Origin of the sequence: Streptomyces sp. NPDC048442, from assembly GCF_040651475.1 — a bacterium.
GTDB lineage: Bacteria > Actinomycetota > Actinomycetes > Streptomycetales > Streptomycetaceae > Streptomyces.
On record NZ_JBEZKB010000002.1, the window covers coordinates 77,314 to 92,418 of the forward strand.

General features: G+C 70.8%; 14 protein-coding genes. 3 read left to right on the forward strand and 11 right to left on the reverse strand.

Features of this window, described 5'->3' with window-relative positions; genetic code table 11:
- Positions 1-47: 47 nt before the first annotated feature.
- The 6 genes from mpaC to AB0D18_RS04120 form a co-directional block, all read right to left on the reverse strand.
- The gene (mpaC, locus tag AB0D18_RS04095; protein WP_362412412.1) at positions 48-1,256 is read right to left on the reverse strand and encodes a daptide-type RiPP biosynthesis dehydogenase; all 1,209 of its coding nucleotides are present in this window, start codon (positions 1,254-1,256) and stop codon (positions 48-50) included.
- The gene (gene mpaD, locus AB0D18_RS04100; protein WP_362412415.1) at positions 1,253-2,515 is read right to left on the reverse strand and encodes a daptide-type RiPP biosynthesis aminotransferase; all 1,263 of its coding nucleotides are present in this window, start codon (positions 2,513-2,515) and stop codon (positions 1,253-1,255) included. Before mpaD ends, mpaC begins: the two co-directional genes overlap by 4 nt.
- Positions 2,512-3,411, reverse strand: coding sequence for a daptide-type RiPP biosynthesis methyltransferase (mpaM, locus tag AB0D18_RS04105; protein ID WP_362412418.1), 900 nt, complete (start codon positions 3,409-3,411; stop codon positions 2,512-2,514). Before mpaM ends, mpaD begins: the two co-directional genes overlap by 4 nt.
- The gene (mpaB, locus tag AB0D18_RS04110) at positions 3,408-4,460 is read right to left on the reverse strand and encodes a daptide biosynthesis RiPP recognition protein (RefSeq protein ID WP_362412421.1); all 1,053 of its coding nucleotides are present in this window, start codon (positions 4,458-4,460) and stop codon (positions 3,408-3,410) included. Before mpaB ends, mpaM begins: the two co-directional genes overlap by 4 nt.
- Positions 4,461-4,687: 227 nt before the next feature.
- Positions 4,688-5,674 (reverse strand): LLM class flavin-dependent oxidoreductase, encoded by a 987-nt coding sequence (locus AB0D18_RS04115; RefSeq protein ID WP_362412424.1) that lies wholly within the window; start codon positions 5,672-5,674, stop codon positions 4,688-4,690.
- Between the two features lie 67 nt (positions 5,675-5,741).
- Entirely contained in the window at positions 5,742-6,164 is a 423-nt protein-coding gene (locus AB0D18_RS04120; RefSeq protein ID WP_362412427.1) for a hypothetical protein, read from the reverse strand.
- Positions 6,165-6,406: 242 nt separating this feature from the next.
- Here AB0D18_RS04120 and AB0D18_RS04125 point away from each other — a divergent pair, with 242 nt between their 5' ends.
- Positions 6,407-7,378 (forward strand): helix-turn-helix transcriptional regulator, encoded by a 972-nt coding sequence (locus tag AB0D18_RS04125; RefSeq protein ID WP_362412430.1) that lies wholly within the window; start codon positions 6,407-6,409, stop codon positions 7,376-7,378.
- A 154-nt stretch (positions 7,379-7,532) separates the two neighbouring features.
- On the opposite strand, the gene AB0D18_RS04130 is transcribed toward AB0D18_RS04125, so the two are convergent.
- Complete coding sequence (locus AB0D18_RS04130) at positions 7,533-7,724, reverse strand: hypothetical protein (RefSeq protein WP_362412433.1); 192 nt, start codon at positions 7,722-7,724, stop codon at positions 7,533-7,535.
- A gap of 364 nt (positions 7,725-8,088) precedes the next feature.
- Here AB0D18_RS04130 and AB0D18_RS04135 point away from each other — a divergent pair, with 364 nt between their 5' ends.
- Positions 8,089-9,297: a hypothetical protein gene (locus AB0D18_RS04135; RefSeq protein WP_362412436.1), complete on the forward strand. Its 1,209-nt coding sequence runs from the start codon at positions 8,089-8,091 to the stop codon at positions 9,295-9,297.
- 25 nt (positions 9,298-9,322) lie between these two features.
- On the opposite strand, the gene AB0D18_RS04140 is transcribed toward AB0D18_RS04135, so the two are convergent.
- The 3 genes from AB0D18_RS04140 to clpB form a co-directional block, all read right to left on the reverse strand.
- Entirely contained in the window at positions 9,323-10,453 is a 1,131-nt protein-coding gene (locus tag AB0D18_RS04140) for an alpha/beta hydrolase-fold protein (RefSeq protein WP_362412439.1), read from the reverse strand.
- 183 nt (positions 10,454-10,636) lie between these two features.
- Complete coding sequence (locus AB0D18_RS04145; protein ID WP_362412442.1) at positions 10,637-11,191, reverse strand: YbjN domain-containing protein; 555 nt, start codon at positions 11,189-11,191, stop codon at positions 10,637-10,639.
- A 161-nt stretch (positions 11,192-11,352) separates the two neighbouring features.
- Entirely contained in the window at positions 11,353-13,980 is a 2,628-nt protein-coding gene (clpB, locus tag AB0D18_RS04150) for an ATP-dependent chaperone ClpB (RefSeq protein WP_362412445.1), read from the reverse strand.
- Between the two features lie 126 nt (positions 13,981-14,106).
- Between clpB and AB0D18_RS04155 the strand changes: the two genes are divergently transcribed.
- A complete protein-coding gene (locus AB0D18_RS04155) occupies positions 14,107-14,511 on the forward strand; it encodes a TIGR03618 family F420-dependent PPOX class oxidoreductase (RefSeq protein ID WP_362412448.1) in 405 nt (134 codons plus the stop codon).
- Positions 14,512-14,650: 139 nt separating this feature from the next.
- Here the strand turns inward: AB0D18_RS04155 and AB0D18_RS04160 are convergent, their stop codons facing one another.
- Positions 14,651-14,983, reverse strand: coding sequence for a (2Fe-2S)-binding protein (locus AB0D18_RS04160; RefSeq protein WP_362412451.1), 333 nt, complete (start codon positions 14,981-14,983; stop codon positions 14,651-14,653).
- Positions 14,984-15,105: the final 122 nt, after the last annotated feature.

Consider the following 15,105-nt stretch of genomic DNA (forward strand, 5'->3'; position numbering starts at 1 on the left):
TGGTGGTGCCCCGCGCCGCTCGGGCGTCGCGGAAGTCAGTGGTGGTGCTACCGCGCGAGGGCGCTTTCGCGGCGGTCCGCGCCGCACACCTCGTACAGCAGCTGCTGTACATCGGCGGTGAGCAGGCCGCCCAGCATCGGCAGCCCTGCTCCCCACGCCCTGGTGGTGCGGCGGGCGACGACCGCGAGGCGGTCGGGGGTGGCGGTGACGGTGTGGCCGATGCCCCAGTCGTCGATCAGTACGGCGATGCCGTGCGCCGGGTCCTCGGGGAGGCCGGCGGGGGCGCCTTCCCGGATGCGGGCCCAGATCCGGTGCAGCCGCAGGGCCGATCCGTACCGTTCGTCGCCGTCGAGGACCGCCCGCCACAGCGGCGGGAGGAGGGCGGCGACCGCGGTCATCTTGCGGACGTTCAGCGCGGTGGACAGCTCGTTGGCGATGATCCAGCCCTCCGTGGTGAAGGGCGAGCGGCCCAGCCTCATCCACGTGGAGTGCGTCAGTCCGCTGAGCCGGGCGATGTCCAGCCGCAGTTCGGGGCCGGCCCGACGGCCCGCTCTGCGAAGTTCTCCGAACCGGTAGCCCAGTACGGCGAGTTGGGTGGCGGCGGCCTCGCAGAAGGCGTCCTCGACGGGCCGTTCCTTGTGGTCTCCGGCGTAGGGGGTGACCGTGCGGAACAGCGCTTCCAGGATTCCTTCGGCGAGCAGTTCGCCGGGGAGAGTCTCGGTCGCCGCGGCGTCGAGCAGTGCGGCGTCCGGGGTCAGTGCTTCGGCCGACACGAGCCGCTTGCCCTGCTGGTGCGGCATGCAGGCCACCCGGCTGAGTTCGGAGCCGGGACCGACGGTGGTCGGTACGGCCAACAGGGGTCTTCTGCGCCTGACTTCGGGTCCCAGGGTGAGCAGCCCGCAGCGTGAGCGGGCGCGCAGGGCGGTGGCCGCTTCCTCGCTGTCACCCGCCACGACCGCCAGTTTGGCGCGGTCGATGCAGGTCCCGCCGCCGACGGCGACGAAGAGTTCGGTGCGGGCGGTGCGGCGGGTGAGGTCGAGGATCTCGTCCACGTCGCCGGGGCCTTCGGGGACGAGGCGGCGGACGGTGTGTCCGGCCCGGTCCAGTTCGGTCTCGACGAGTGCGGTGACGGCCGATTCGGTGAGTGCGGGGTCGACGAGGACGGTGGTGCGGCCCAGCGGTGCGTACGACAGCCAGTCCGCGAGCCCCTCGGGGCCGAGCAGCAGCCGGGTGCGCCCCGACCAGGGCAGGTTCACCCCCGTACTCCTGCCGCGGCGTGTGCCTCGACTCCGGCGAGTACGCACTCCACCAGCTCGTCCAGTTCGGCGTCGGTGCAGGTCAGCGGCGGGAACAGCTGCACTCCCTGGACGCCGGGGTGGACGATGGCGCCGGCGTCGCGGATCGCGGCGACCAGCGGCATGACGTCGCTCTGCGGGAGCGGCTGCCCGTCCGGGGTTCTCACCCGTACGGAGCGGAACAGGCCGAGTCCCGTGGACCCGCCGATCAGCGGATGGGTGGCGACGAGGTGGTTCAGGGCGGCGTCGAGCCGCTCGGCCTGCCGCTGCCCCTGGGCGACGGCGTCCAGGCGGCGCATCTCGTCGATGGTGGCGAGGATGGCGGCGCAGGTGGCGGGGGTGCCGGCCTGGGTCTCGCCGTGGGTGAGCATGGCGTCGTGCGCCTCGAAGGTGTCGGCGACGCCCCGGGACACGATGATCGCGGAGGCGGCGCAGGTGCCGTTGGTGAGGCCCTTGGAGGTGACCAGGAGGTCGGGGCGCCCGCTCCAGCGCTGCGAGGCGAACATGGTGCCGGTGCGGCCGAAGCCGGTGGCGACCTCGTCGGCGACCAGCAGGAATCCGTACTCGTCGCGGAGTCTGAGCAGCTCGTCGACGTAATCCTGCTCCAGCGGTACGGCACCGCTGCCGAGCACCGGCTCGACGACGACGGCGGCGATCTGTGACCCCGAGTGCTCCATCAACTCCCGCATCCCGGCAGGGTCGTTGGGGTGGACGTGCCGGACGAACCGGCCGTCCACTCCGTACATCCGCTGCCCGAGGTTCTCGCCGGTGAGGGCGAAGGAGCCGTACGTCAGACCGTGGTAGCTGCCGCGCAGACCGACGACGATCTTGCGGTCGTGGGCGTCGCGCAGGGCGTGGTAGTGGCGGGCCGTCTTCATGACGACGTCGTTGGCGGAGCCGCCGGAGGTGGAGAAGAGGACCCGGCCGTAGTGGTCGGAGCCGGCAAGGTCGACGAGGGCCTGGGCGGCGCGGCGGGCGTAGTCGTGCTCGAAGCGGAAGATCGAGAGGTAGGAGGCGTCGCGGAGGGCGGCGGAGACGGCGTCGGCGATGGCGGTGTTGCCGTGGCCGAGGTTGGCGTTCCACAACCCGCTGTCGCCGTCGAGGAGTTCACGTCCGTCGGAGAAGCGGATGCGCATGCCGTGGGCGGAGGTGGCGCAGAGTTCGTCGCGACCGTGCTGGGACGGGGGGACGAGGCAGGTCCAGAGGGCTTGGTACGTCATGCCGCGACCTCGGCCCCGAACTCGGCCCCGAACTCCGTCTCGACCTCGGCCCCGAACTCGGCCCCGAACTCGGCCTCGATGAGTACGTCGTGGTGCCGGCCGCCGCCGCCGTCGATCGGGGTGACGGAGCGGATGGCGTACCCGGCGGCTTCGAGCTCGGCGACGAGCTGCTGCTGCGGGAGGACACCGATGGTGGTGGTGCAGACGGTGACGGGGCTCTCGTCGTCCGGGACGTCCCCCGGGATCACCGTGACGGTGCGGGAGCTCTCGCCGACGGTCCACTGCTCGAACATGCGGTACGTACGCCCGCTGTGCCCGGTGACGACGATCTCGGACTCGTCGGAGCCGTCGTCGGCGGCGTCCACATCCACAGTCGTGAGGAAGAACCGGCCACCGGGGGCGAGGTGTTCGCCGACGCAGCGGTAGAGGCCGGGGCGGTCCTCGGCGGGGAGGAGCGAGATGGTGGTCGTGCCGAGCAGCACCACTCCGAACCCGTGCTCACGTCCTTCGATCCGGAAGTCGCTCATGTCCGCCTCGACGGAGTGGGCACGTTCCAGGATGTCGGCCGGGGCGCGGCCGAGCCGGCGGCGGAGCAGGCCGAGCATGTCGGGGGAGAGTTCGAGGGCGGTGACGTCGCGGCCTGCGGCGAGGAGGGGGAAGGTGAGCCGGCCGGAACCGGCGGCCAGATCGAGCACCGGGCCCTCGAACTCCCGTACGGCGGCAAGGATTTCAAGGATCTCGTGGGTCGTGGTCCCCGCGATGTCGTGGTAGACGGGGGTGCCGTCGGCGTCGTACAGGTCGCAGATTCTGGCGCGGTCGCCGAGGGCCGCGATCTCGTCTCCGGCACGGCCGGTGACGGCGGTGCCCGCGCGGGCGGGGCTGAGGAGGGTACTCATCGGGCGGTCGTCTCCTTGGTGCGGTCGTCGGCGCGGATGCCGGTGCGGCCTGGGGTGAGGGGCAGGCCGATGCCTGCGAAGTAGGTGTCCACGGCGTGGACGGGCTGGGGGTCGGCGTACCGGGACGCGGTGTCGCGGTCGCCGGTGACGAGGAGTGCCTCTGCGGCACGGGCGGCATCGGCGGAGAGGGCGATCTCGCGGCCGGTGCGGGGGTCGTGGACGGTGGCTCTGCCGTCCTCGCTCCAGAGGAGGAACGCGGCGTCGGCGGCCTCCTCCACCTGCGGGAGGCCGGCGACGAGCCGTCCGCCGAAGCCGGAGACCCGGGGGCGGGAGACGCCCCGGGCACGTGCTGCCCTTACTGCGCCGACGGCGGCCAAGTAGCGTGCGAGCTGGGGCCGTTGACTGATTTCGGTACGTACCGTACGGGCTTTCCGCCAGGCGGCGGCGAGCTCTTCGGGGGTCGAACGGAGGTCGCCGATGACGGGTCCGCCGGGGGCGTGCGAGACGCTGCCGTCGACGGCGACGTACAGCCGGAGGCCGGGTCCGTCGCCGTGGTCCGGCGCGCCGAGGTCCGACAGATCGGCGAGCTGGACGGCCGGGTGGGTCAGAAAGTCCTGGAACTTCCCGGCTTTCAGCGCGAGTTCGGCATCCGCGAGGTAGGCGTCGAGGTCGGCGTCGTCGGTGATGCGGACGAGGGTGGGCCCGAGGAGGACGGTCCGGGCGGCTGCCCGGTACCCGTCCACCCGGAGATAGAAGTCCGGATGGAGCCCGACGTCCTCGCCCGGGGTGTCGAGCGCTCCTTCGTACGTGAGGACGGTGATGCCGGGGTGGTGGTCGGCGAGGGCACCGGGGTCTTCGCCGGGGACGAGGACGGTGGCGCCGGGGGTGAGGAGGGGGGAGCGGAGGAGGTCGGGGAGGTGGGTGGGGTCGGCGAGGACGACGGTCGGAGCGGGACGCTCCTGCTCGGGGGAGCGGGGGCGGCCGGTGCCCCATTCCATGGCGTAGAGGCGGATGTCGGGGAGCGGGGGTGTGGACATGGGTGTGGACATGGGGGACCTCCTCGGGGGGGGTGGGGAGCGGGGGCGAGCGTGTGCGAGGGCTAGGGGGTAGGGGGCAGTCTTTTAGGGGCGCGGGGAACTGCGCGACCAGCCACGACGCACCCGCACAACGCCCACCGCCCTGCGGAAGCGACGCACCCGCACGACGCCCACCACCCCGCGGCAGCGGCGCACCTGCCCGCAGGGATGGACGAGGGGGGCGGAGGCCCGCCCCCGGGTCAGGACCTGTTGAGGAGTTGGAGCAGTCGCTTCAGCTCATGAGAAGCCGCCGAAGGCCCCTCCAGCGCCGCGACCCCCGTCACATTGAGGACGATCTCATCGACCCCGGCCGCCCGATACGCGGCCAGCTTCTCCAGGACCTCCTCCGCCGCCCCGTACACAAACGCATCGCCCTTGACCAGTGCCAGCGCCTGCGACTCCGGGTCGGCGGTGTCGAACCCCCCGTCGGGCAGGGCGACTCCGCCCTGCCGCAGCATGTCCCGGTAGTGCGGCAGCGAAAGGTGCGCACCGTTCGAGGCGAGAGCCAGCTTCGCCGGGTCGCGGCCGTCCGCGGCCAGCGCGACCGGCACGATCGCGGCGACCCGCGGGACCGCACGCCCCGCCGCACCCGCACCCGCACCCGCACCCAGCGCGGGCACGATGGTTTCAGCGAGATACCGCGCCGGGGTGAGCCAAGTGATGGCCACATCGGCCAGTTCGCCCGCGACCTTCGCCATGCCCGGCCGCAGCACCCCGAGCCCGAGTTCCACCTGCGGCCCCGGCAGGGGTGCGAGGCGGCCGGCCTGGTGCCAGTACTCGCCCGCCACGACGTCCGGGGTGCCGGTCAACGCCGCACGCACGGCGGTCAGGTACTCCCGTGCCGCCGTCAGCGGACTGCGGTACGGCTCCCCGAGCATCGCCCGCTGCATGTCCTTCGAGCCGGGGCCGAACCCCGCCACCACCGACTCGCCGGTGATGAGGGAGAGCGACTTGGCCTGGAGGGCCGCCTCGTACGGGTGGCGCATCGGCATCAGCGTCACCCCGAGCCCGGTCGGGACCCGGAAACCGGCTCCCGCCGCGTGGGCGAAGCCCTGGTAGGGCTCGGTGGTCATGCCCTGCCCCTGCCAGAGCCTGCTCGCACCGGTCCAGTGGACCAGCCCGGCGAAGGGGAGGAGCTGTTCCGGACGGCGGGGAACAAAGGGAACAAGAATGGAGTAGTCGGTCACGGCGGGGCTCCTACGGGGCTCCTACGGGGCGGGCGGTGGGGTTCGGTTCGGCAGCCGGCCGGACCCGCTACTTGCCGGACGGGTTGGGGAGCACCCAGTCGTTGACCGCCGAGGGGGCCCGCAGGCCCTTCCCGGCCGGCGAGGTGGGAAGCACCCAGTCGTTGACGGCGGGGGCGTTGACGACCCACTCGTTGACCAAGGCCTTCTTCACCACACCGGAAGCCACACCGGAAACCGCACCGGAAGCCGCCCCGGAAACCGCACCGTCCGCCGACCCCGTTCCGGATGCCGAGACCCCGGATGAGACAGATGCCGTGATCGTCGCGTTCGGCCGCAGCTCGCCGCCGCCCGTCTCCGCCGCCTGCGCCGAGCCCGTACCCGCCAGTGCGACGACTGCTCCCGCGAGCAGTGCGACGACGGTCGAGCGGCGGGTGGCGGTGGAGCGGGCGGTACGAACGGCGTTGATTCTGAAGGAGGTTGAGCGCTTCATGGTGGTCCCCCGAAGTTCTGCGGTGTGCTTGGCGGTTGTTCTTGTGAGGACAACTCTGCCGCGCCGGTGCCCCTCCCGGCGCAGGAAATGCGTGCAGCTTCTTGCACCCCCCGCTGCCTCTTGCTGCATGCCCCCGTTCACGTCGTCGCAGGTGGGCGCTGGCGCGAGGGCCGAAGCCGGGGTACTTCTATGTCCAGGCCAGCAGTCGTACGGCACTGGTAGTGAGTGATCCGGGGGAAGTCATGTCGCACCCAAGTCTGGAGTTCCTGGGGATAGCTCCGGAGGACGAGGACTCCTACCGGCTGCTGCTGCGCGCCGGGAACGGCGTGCCAGAGGAGGCCGGCACCCACCTCGTCGAACTGGGTCTTGCCACCACCACCCCGGACGGCGGCCTGCGGCCGGTACCGCCCGCCAAGGTCGTGGAGCGGCTGGTGGAGCGGCGCCTCGCACGCACCCAGGACGAGCTGGAGGACGAGGTGGCCCGTTCCGGCATCGTCGACTCGCTGCTCGGGGAGCGTGCCGCGACACCGCAGGAGAGCACGCTCGCGGAACGCGGCGGGTCCTCCGTACAGCGGCTGGAGAGCGTCGAGGAGATCCGGGCCGCGATCGACGAACTGACCTTCTTCACCCGCAGCGAGAACCTCACCACCCAGCCGGGCGGGGTGCTCCGCCCGCAGAACATCGTCAACTCCAGGCCGAACGACATGCGGGTGCTGCGCCGGGGCGTCACCATGCGGACCCTGATGGGCGCGGCGGCCCTGAACGACCCGCCCACCCTGTCGTACCTGCGCGAACTGGTCGGCAAGGGAGCCGAGGTACGGATTTCCCACCAGCCCCTGGAACGCATGATCATCTGTGACCGGGCCGCCGCCCTCACCCCCGTCGACCCCATGGACCCGGCCAGGGGCGCACTCCTCATCCGCGAGTCCGGCCTGGTCTCCGCCCTGGTCTCGCTCTTCGAGCGGATGTGGAGCACGGCGCAGGAGCTGCCCGCGGCGGCCGACGGGGAGAGCGAAGGGCCCGGCCGGCCCACCGGTATGGAGCTCAAGGTGCTCGAATCCCTCTACTCCGCCGAGAAGGACGAGACCGGCGCCCGCGACCTGGGCATCTCGGTCCGTACGTACCGTAAGCACGTGGCCTCGCTGATGCACCGCCTGGAGGCGACGAACCGCTTCCAGGTGGCGCTGCTGGCCCGCGAACGGGGCTGGTTCTGACCGGCGGCGCACGAAAGCTCGTACGGCGGCGCACGGAGCGCGTACCAGGGTACGGAGCGCCTACCGGGGCACGACAAAAGGTTGTCCCCCCTGCCCGGACGAGCAGGGGGGACAACCGGTCAAGACGTACCGCGCTGACGGCGTACTGCCGCTCCTACTGCTTGCCGCGCTTCACCGCAGCGCCCACGAACCCCGCGCACACGATGATCGCGACGCCCAGGGCGACGGTCACCGTGGTGCGCAGTGCACCGTCGAAGACCGTCAGTCCGACGCCCAGGGCGATGACCAGTGCCACGGCGACCATCGCGGGCTTGCTGACGTCCTGGCTGTTCCCGGCTGCGGACATGACGTTCTCCCCGAATAAGACCTGCGTACTGTGCCTGACGTATCTGACGCCTGACGCGCCTGAAGCGCCTGACGTGCGGAAACTCCGCCCCTTCAGCCTCCCACCGGCTCTCCCGCCACCCCGCCGCCCCGCCACGCAGCTTCCTGCACCCCGGGCCGCAGCATCCTGCACCTCGCGCCCCACGAGGCAACCCACGCCCCCGGAAAGCGTTCTGACAGTCCGTACACCCGCACTGACAACCCGTACGCTTCCCGTACACCCGGTCGGCCGCTCAGCGGTCGCGGCCCGCGCCGGGGCCGATCAAGGTCGGGATGACCGGACCACGGTCTTCCCGCGACCGTCCCCGCGCCCGGAGGTAAGTCCCGTGCCCCCCGTGTCCGTCGACGCCGTCGTCCCCTCCCAGGCTGCCCGTACACCCTCCCCCTCCCCCGCGCCCGCCCGCGACGCCCTGCGTGCCGCGCTGCGCCGGGCAGCGCCCGCGCTCGGTCTCTTCGCGGCGGCGCGGCTGACCGGGATGCTGCTGATGGCGGTGTGGGCGTGGCGCATCGGCGAGTCGCCGCTGCATCTGCTCGGCCAGTCCTGGGACTCGCTCTGGTACACGCGGATCGCCGCGCACGGCTACGGCCACACCGTGACCTTCGCGGGCGGCGCAGTGGTCCAGAGCGACCTCGCGTTCTTCCCGCTCTACCCCGGGCTGATCCGCGCGGTGTCGGCGGCCTTGCCCCTCACGCCGGGCGGCGCGGGCCTGCTGATCTCCTGGACGGCCGCACTGGCCGCCGCCTGGGGCGTCTTCGCCGTCACCGACCGGCTGTACGGGCGCCGCACCGCCACCCTCGCCGTGCTGCTCTGGGGCCTGCTCCCGCACTCCGTCGTGCTGTCCATGGCGTACACCGAGCCGGTGCTCGTCGCGCTGTCCGCCTGGGCGCTGTACGCGGTCCTGACCCGCCGCTGGCTACTGGCCGGGACCCTCGCCCTGCTCGCCGGTCTTTCCCGCCCCAACGCGGTCGCCCTGGTCGCCGCAGTCGTCCTCACCGCCGCGTACGAACTCCTCCGGGGGCGGCAGCGCGGCTGGCGGATCTGGGCGGGCGCGGCCCTCGCACCGCTCGGCTGGGCCGGGTACGTCCTGCACGTCGGGATCCGCACGGGCGACCCGCTCGGCGGCTACTTCACGGTGCAGGCCGGCTGGTCGTCCCGCTTCGACTTCGGAATGGGCACGCTGCGCTTCGTCCGGCACCTGGTCAGCACCCCGGAGAAGTTCGGCTTCCCGATCGCGCTGGTCATCGTGGCCGCGGCGGTGCTGCTGCTGGTGCTGATGGCGTACGGGATGGAGCGCAGGCCGCCGCTGCCACTGCTCGTGTACGCGGGCGTGCTCGTGCTCATCGCGGTCGGCGGCGCCGGCTTCTTCGAGTCCAAGCCGCGGTTCCTGCTGCCCGCCTTCCCGCTGCTGCTGCCGCTCGCCTGCGCCATGGCGAAAGCCCGGCCGCGGGCGGCGGTCGTGGTGACCGCCGCCCTGGCCGGGCTCTCGATGGGCTACGGAACGTACCTGGTGACGGTCGCCCCGATGCCGATGTGACGGCGTAGCGGCCCCGGCCCGGCCCTCACGGCCCCGCGATCGGGCCCTGCATGTGCTCGCTGAGCCACTGGATCGAGCCCTCGGCCATGCTGCCCACATAGGTCTTGGCATTGTGGCTGCCGTTCTTGATGACGTTGAGCCGGGTCTTGACCCGGCCCTTTCCGTACGTCTCGGTGAAGCGGCGCACGTTCTCGACGCCCGGCTCCCTGGACCCGATTTGGAAGGCCAGATAGACGTCCTTGTCCGGTGCGGAGGGCTGCTCGGACAGTGCGGCAGCCAGCTTCTCCGGGGCGTTGGCGGCGCGCTCGGCCTCGTGGCCCTTCCAGAGCGGGGAGTCCGGGACGGTGTCGGGGCCGGAGGCGATGACGGCCTTGAACCTGTCCGGGTGCTTCAGCACGGACTTCAGCCCGACGAAGGCGCCGGACGAGGAGCCCATGAACGCCCAGCCGTCGCGGGACTTGAAGGTGCGGAAGTTCGCCCGTACGAAATCGGGGACGTCCTCGGTCATCCAGGTGCCCATCCTGGGCTGCCCGGGAATGTCACTGCCGTCGTAGTAGTACTTGGCATCCGGGTTCAGCACCGGCATCACCACGACGAAGGGAAGGCTCTTCTTCTCCTGCGACCAGGTGGCGATGGAGCTCTGGAGCCCCAGGTCGGTGCCCATCCAGTAGTTGTTGGGGTAGCCGTTGCCGCCGGGCAGCGCGATCAGCACCGGGAATCCGCTCCGCGCGTACTTGGGGTCGAAGTACTCCTTGGGTGCCCACACCCAGACCTTGCCGGTGAATCCGGACTTCTTCCCGGCCAGGGTGGTCACCGCGATCTTGGTGCCGCCGGATACCGAGTTCTGGACGGTGAACTCGGCCTTCGGACCGGTCGGCAGGAGCGTCTTGGCGGCGGCTTCCGAACGGGGCACGCCCGGCTCGGGGTCCTTCGCACCGGAGTCCCCCTCGGGCGCTGTACCCATCGGCCCGCCCGCCGTGTCACCCGCCGCGTCAAAGGAGACCGGCTCGCCCTGTTCGAACCAGCCGGTGCGGTATGCCCAGGAGCCCGCCACCCCCAGACCGACGCCGAACAGCACGCTGACCACGACCAGCAGCACCAGCGATATTCGGGACCTCCGCCGCCGCCGCGGGACGCGGCCGCCAGTGTGACTCATGTGAACTCCGTTCGGCCGAGCGCGGGGTGTGAGCGGGGTGGGCGCACAGAAAGAGGCGACTTTCACCCCATCGGTTCACCCCAGCACCCACAGCGTGCGCCATCGCACGCAAACCCGGACAGCACGGAAGCCCGGCCGCCGTAGCGGCCGGGCTTCCGTCCTTCGCTGCGTGCGGCCGGAGCCTCAGGCCTCGTCGTCGCCCTTGCCGGCGTCGCCCTTGCCTGCGTCGCCCTCCGCGGAGTCGACGTCCTTCTCCAGGCCGAGCTGCTCGACGACCCACTTGTCGAACTCGACGGAGGCGCGGACCCAGCTGACCGTGGAGGACACGAAGTGCTCCAGGCTGACGCCGGTGCCGATCAGCATCTGCGCCTCGCCGATGAGGCGGACGGAGCCGTCGTCGTGGGTGTGGCTGTAGACCTTCGGCCACAGGGTGCGGCGGTTCCAGTCGTCGAGGAGTTCCAGGAGCTGGAGCTTGTCCTCGATGCTGTGCGGCCGGTCGTAGAACGTACGCACCGAGAAGACCTGCTGGTCGTCCTCGCCGCGGAACATGAAGTACGTGCGGAACTCTTCCCACGGCGCGGCGAGGTCACCCTCGTCGTCGACGACGTACTTGAGCTCCATCTGGTCGAGCAGCTGCTTGACCAGGTCCTGGTCGGGGACGACGGGGCCCGCCGGACCTTCGGCCTGCGGTTCGGGCTGACCCCCGAAATTGGGGATCGAGGAGGGGTCGATGGACACCGTGATTTCCCTTCGTACGGTTCCGGTCATCCTCTCCCACCCGGGGAGGGGGATGGCAAGTCCACCGGGGTGCGATCCGCTGCGCGCTGAGAGAACGCCGCGAATCGCACCCTTGAGGGCTCATTGCGCCCCTTACAGCTTCTTCTCCATGGAGAGCCCCCTTACAGCTTCTTCTCCGTGGAGATCTCCGGGCCGCCGCCGCCCGTCGCGGGGCCGACGAGCAATTCGTCGCCGACCCGCTCGACGCGGACCGTGTCGCCGTCCTTGATCTCGCCGGCCAGGATCTCCTTGGCCAGGCGGTCGCCGATCGCCGTCTGGATGAGGCGGCGCAGCGGCCGGGCGCCGTACGCCGGGTCGTTGCCCTCCTCGGCCAGCCAGGCCAGTGCTTCGGGGGTGACGTCCAGGATCAGCCGCCGGTCGGCGAGGCGCTTGGCGAGCCGGCCGACCTGGAGCTCGGCGATGTGCGCCAGCTCTTCCCTGTTGAGCGCGGAGAAGACCACCAGGTCGTCGAGCCGGTTCAGGAACTCCGGCTTGAAGGACGCCCGTACGACGTCCAGCACCTGCTGCTTCTTGACGTCCTCCGCCGTCGCCGGATCCATCAGGTACTGACTGCCGAGGTTCGACGTCAGGATCAGGATGGTGTTGCGGAAGTCGACCGTGCGGCCCTGGCCGTCGGTGAGGCGGCCGTCGTCGAGGACCTGCAGCAGGACGTCGAAGACCTCCGGGTGCGCCTTCTCGACCTCGTCGAGGAGCACGACGCTGTACGGGCGGCGGCGCACGGCCTCGGTGAGCTGGCCGCCCTCCTCGTACCCGACGTAGCCGGGCGGGGCGCCGACCAGCCTGGCCACGCTGTGCTTCTCGCCGTACTCACTCATGTCGATACGGACCATGGCCCGCTCGTCGTCGAAGAGGAAGTCCGCGAGGGCCTTCGCCAGCTCCGTCTTGCCGACACCGGTCGGGCCGAGGAAGAGGAACGAGCCGGTCGGACGGTCCGGGTCGGCGATCCCGGCACGCGTGCGCCGCACGGCGTCCGACACCGCGCCCACGGCCTCACGCTGCCCGATGAGGCGCCTGCCCAGCTCCTGCTCCATCCGCAGCAGCTTCTGCGTCTCGCCCTCAAGCAGCCTGCCCGCCGGGATACCGGTCCAGGAGCCGACGACGTCCGCGATGTCGTCCGGGCCGACCTCCTCCTTGACCATGGTGTCGACCTCGCGGACCTCCGCCTCGGCGGCGGCGGCCTCCTCCAACTCACGCTCCAGGCCCGGGATTTCCCCGTACAGAAGCTTGGACGCGGTGTCGAAGTCACCGTCCCGCTGAGCGCGCTCGGCGGTCCCCCGCAGCTCGTCGAGCTTCTCCTTCAGCTCACCGACCCGGTTGAGGCCCTGCTTCTCCTTCTCCCAGCGGGCATTCAGTCCGCGCAGCTCCTCCTCCTTGTCGGCGAGGTCGCGGCGCAGCTTCTCCAGGCGCTGTACGGAACCGGCGTCGGTCTCGTTCTTGAGCGCCAGCTCCTCCATCTTCAGCCGGTCCACGGACCGCTGCAGCTCGTCGATCTCGACGGGCGAGGAGTCGATCTCCATCCGCAGCCGGGACGCCGCCTCGTCGACGAGGTCGATCGCCTTGTCGGGCAGGAAGCGGGAGGTGATGTACCGGTCGGACAGGGTCGCGGCGGCGACCAGCGCGGAGTCCGCGATCTGCACCTTGTGGTGCGCCTCGTACCGTCCCTTGAGCCCACGCAGAATCGCGATGGTGTCTTCCACCGACGGCTCGGCGACCAGCACCTGCTGGAAGCGCCGCTCCAGCGCCGGGTCCTTCTCGATGCGCTCCCGGTACTCGTCCAGCGTGGTCGCGCCGACCATCCGCAGCTCACCACGCGCCAGCATGGGCTTCAGCATGTTCCCGGCGTCCATCGCGGAATCACCACCCGCACCGGCCCCCACCACCGTGTGCAGCTCATCGATGAACGTGATGATCTGCCCGTCGCTCTCCTTGATCTCGGAGAGGACCGTTTTCAGCCGTTCCTCGAACTCGCCGCGGTACTTGGCGCCGGCGACCATCGCGCCCAGGTCCAGCGAGATCAGCTTCTTGTTCTTCAGCGACTCGGGGACGTCGCCCTTCACGATGCGCTGCGCCAGCCCCTCGACGACGGCGGTCTTGCCGACCCCCGGCTCACCGATCAGCACCGGATTGTTCTTCGTACGCCGCGACAGCACCTGCACCACCCGCCGGATCTCCTGGTCACGGCCGATGACCGGGTCCAGCTTTCCCTCGCGCGCGGCGGCCGTGAAGTCGGTGCCGAACTTCTCCAGGGCCTTGTACTGGCCCTCCGGGTCGGGAGTGGTCACCCGGCGCCCTCCCCTGCTCTTCTCGAATGCGTCGAGCAGCTTGTCCGCGCTCGCGCCCTGATTCTTGAGTACGTCCGCGGCCTGGCCGCCCTTGGCCGCCAGCCCGATCAACAGATGCTCGGTCGAGAGGAATTCATCCCCCAGCTCCTTCGCTCGCTGCGAGGCGTCGGCGATGACGGCCAGCATCTCGCGGCTCGGCTGCGGCGGCGACACCGTGGACCCGGTGACGCTGGGCAGCGCAGCGAGCAGCCGCTCGGCCCCGGACCGCACCGCCGCCTGGTCCGCGTCCACGGCGGCCAGCAGATCGACGATGTTCGCGTTGTCCTGCCCCTCCAGCAGAGCAAGCAGCAAGTGCGCGGGGGTCAGATCGGGGTGGCCGTCGGTGACGGCCCGGTGAGTGGCCGCGTTGATCGCGTCCCGGCTCCTGTTGGTCAGCTCGGCTTCCACGTCTGCTCTCTCCTCCTGGACACCATCTGGACACCATCGACAAGCTCTATGACCATGCGAACGCGCACAAAGTTGAGTCTATTCCACTCAACTTTGCGCAGGGGCTCCCGGGCTAACCTGCCGGACATGCCCATCGACATACGCAACCCGAGTCCCGAGTACCGCGCCTTCTGGGATGCACACCACTACTGCACCCTGACTACCCCGAGGGCGGACGGCTCGCCACACGTCGTGCCGGTGGGAGTCACCTACGACCCCGAGCAGGGCACGGCCCGGGTGATCTGCTCGGGCAGCAGCCGCAAGGCGGCGAACGTACGGGCGGCGGGCGAGGCCGGGGCGCGGGTGGCGGTGTGCCAGGTGGAGCGCGGGAAGTGGGCCACCCTGGAGGGCGTCGCGCGCGTCCGTACCGACCCGGCCGAGATCGCGTACGCGGAACAGCGCTACAAGGAACGCTACGGGCGCACGCCGCGGGAGAACCCGGAACGGGTCGTCATCGAGATCACCCTCGACCGCGCGATGGGCAACGCGTAGCCCCCACGCCCCCACGGCCACCGCATCCGCATCCGCATCCGCATCCGCACAGCACAGCGGCGCCCTCGTGTTCAGGTTCACGAGGACGCCGCTGTGTGGGGGAGCGCCTGAGGCGATCAGGTACGACGGGGGAATCGCGTCAGGCGCTGCGGGGGGTGGTCATGCGCGAGGCGGAGCGGGGAACACTCTCCGCCTCGAAGAGTTGGTGGTCGGACTTCTCAAGGTTCACAAAGATGTTGCCGTACCGGATCTCGCACCGGATCGGCTGCGGGGCACCCCGGGGCCGGCGAAGACACCGGTACGCCCGGACGTCCTCGTCCTGCTCGCGAACGACCAGGATCGGATCGCCGAAGAGGGTCACCATCAATGAGTCGCCACGCTCGGGGACCGCGGAGACGAGGTCAATGAGGTGCCATCCGCCGCGGATCACTTTGGCCATTTCACGTCTGAAGGACGGGTCGTCCGACGGCATGTCAGACGCCCTTAGGGACCGGAGCGGCGAAGGACCAGGAGATGTCCGACGGAGTACCCTGCGCCGAAGCACCCACAGCAGAGCCACCCGTGGGCCTGAGGGACCAGGAGATGTCGCCCGAC

What these genes read in the sequence shown, in the direction of transcription:
- AB0D18_RS04160 (WP_362412451.1), bottom strand. Translation starts at nt 14,983, where the DNA reads ATGCCGTCGGACGACCCGTCCTTCAGACGTGAAATGGCCAAAGTGATC.
- mpaD (WP_362412415.1), bottom strand. Translation starts at nt 2,515, where the DNA reads ATGACGTACCAAGCCCTCTGGACCTGCCTCGTCCCCCCGTCCCAGCAC.
- AB0D18_RS04130 (WP_362412433.1), bottom strand. Translation starts at nt 7,724, where the DNA reads ATGTCCGCAGCCGGGAACAGCCAGGACGTCAGCAAGCCCGCGATGGTC.
- AB0D18_RS04120 (WP_362412427.1), bottom strand. Translation starts at nt 6,164, where the DNA reads ATGAAGCGCTCAACCTCCTTCAGAATCAACGCCGTTCGTACCGCCCGC.
- mpaM (WP_362412418.1), bottom strand. Translation starts at nt 3,411, where the DNA reads ATGAGTACCCTCCTCAGCCCCGCCCGCGCGGGCACCGCCGTCACCGGC.
- AB0D18_RS04140 (WP_362412439.1), bottom strand. Translation starts at nt 10,453, where the DNA reads ATGAGTCACACTGGCGGCCGCGTCCCGCGGCGGCGGCGGAGGTCCCGA.
- AB0D18_RS04155 (WP_362412448.1), top strand. Translation starts at nt 14,107, where the DNA reads ATGCCCATCGACATACGCAACCCGAGTCCCGAGTACCGCGCCTTCTGG.
- mpaB (WP_362412421.1), bottom strand. Translation starts at nt 4,460, where the DNA reads ATGTCCACACCCATGTCCACACCCCCGCTCCCCGACATCCGCCTCTAC.
- AB0D18_RS04125 (WP_362412430.1), top strand. Translation starts at nt 6,407, where the DNA reads ATGTCGCACCCAAGTCTGGAGTTCCTGGGGATAGCTCCGGAGGACGAG.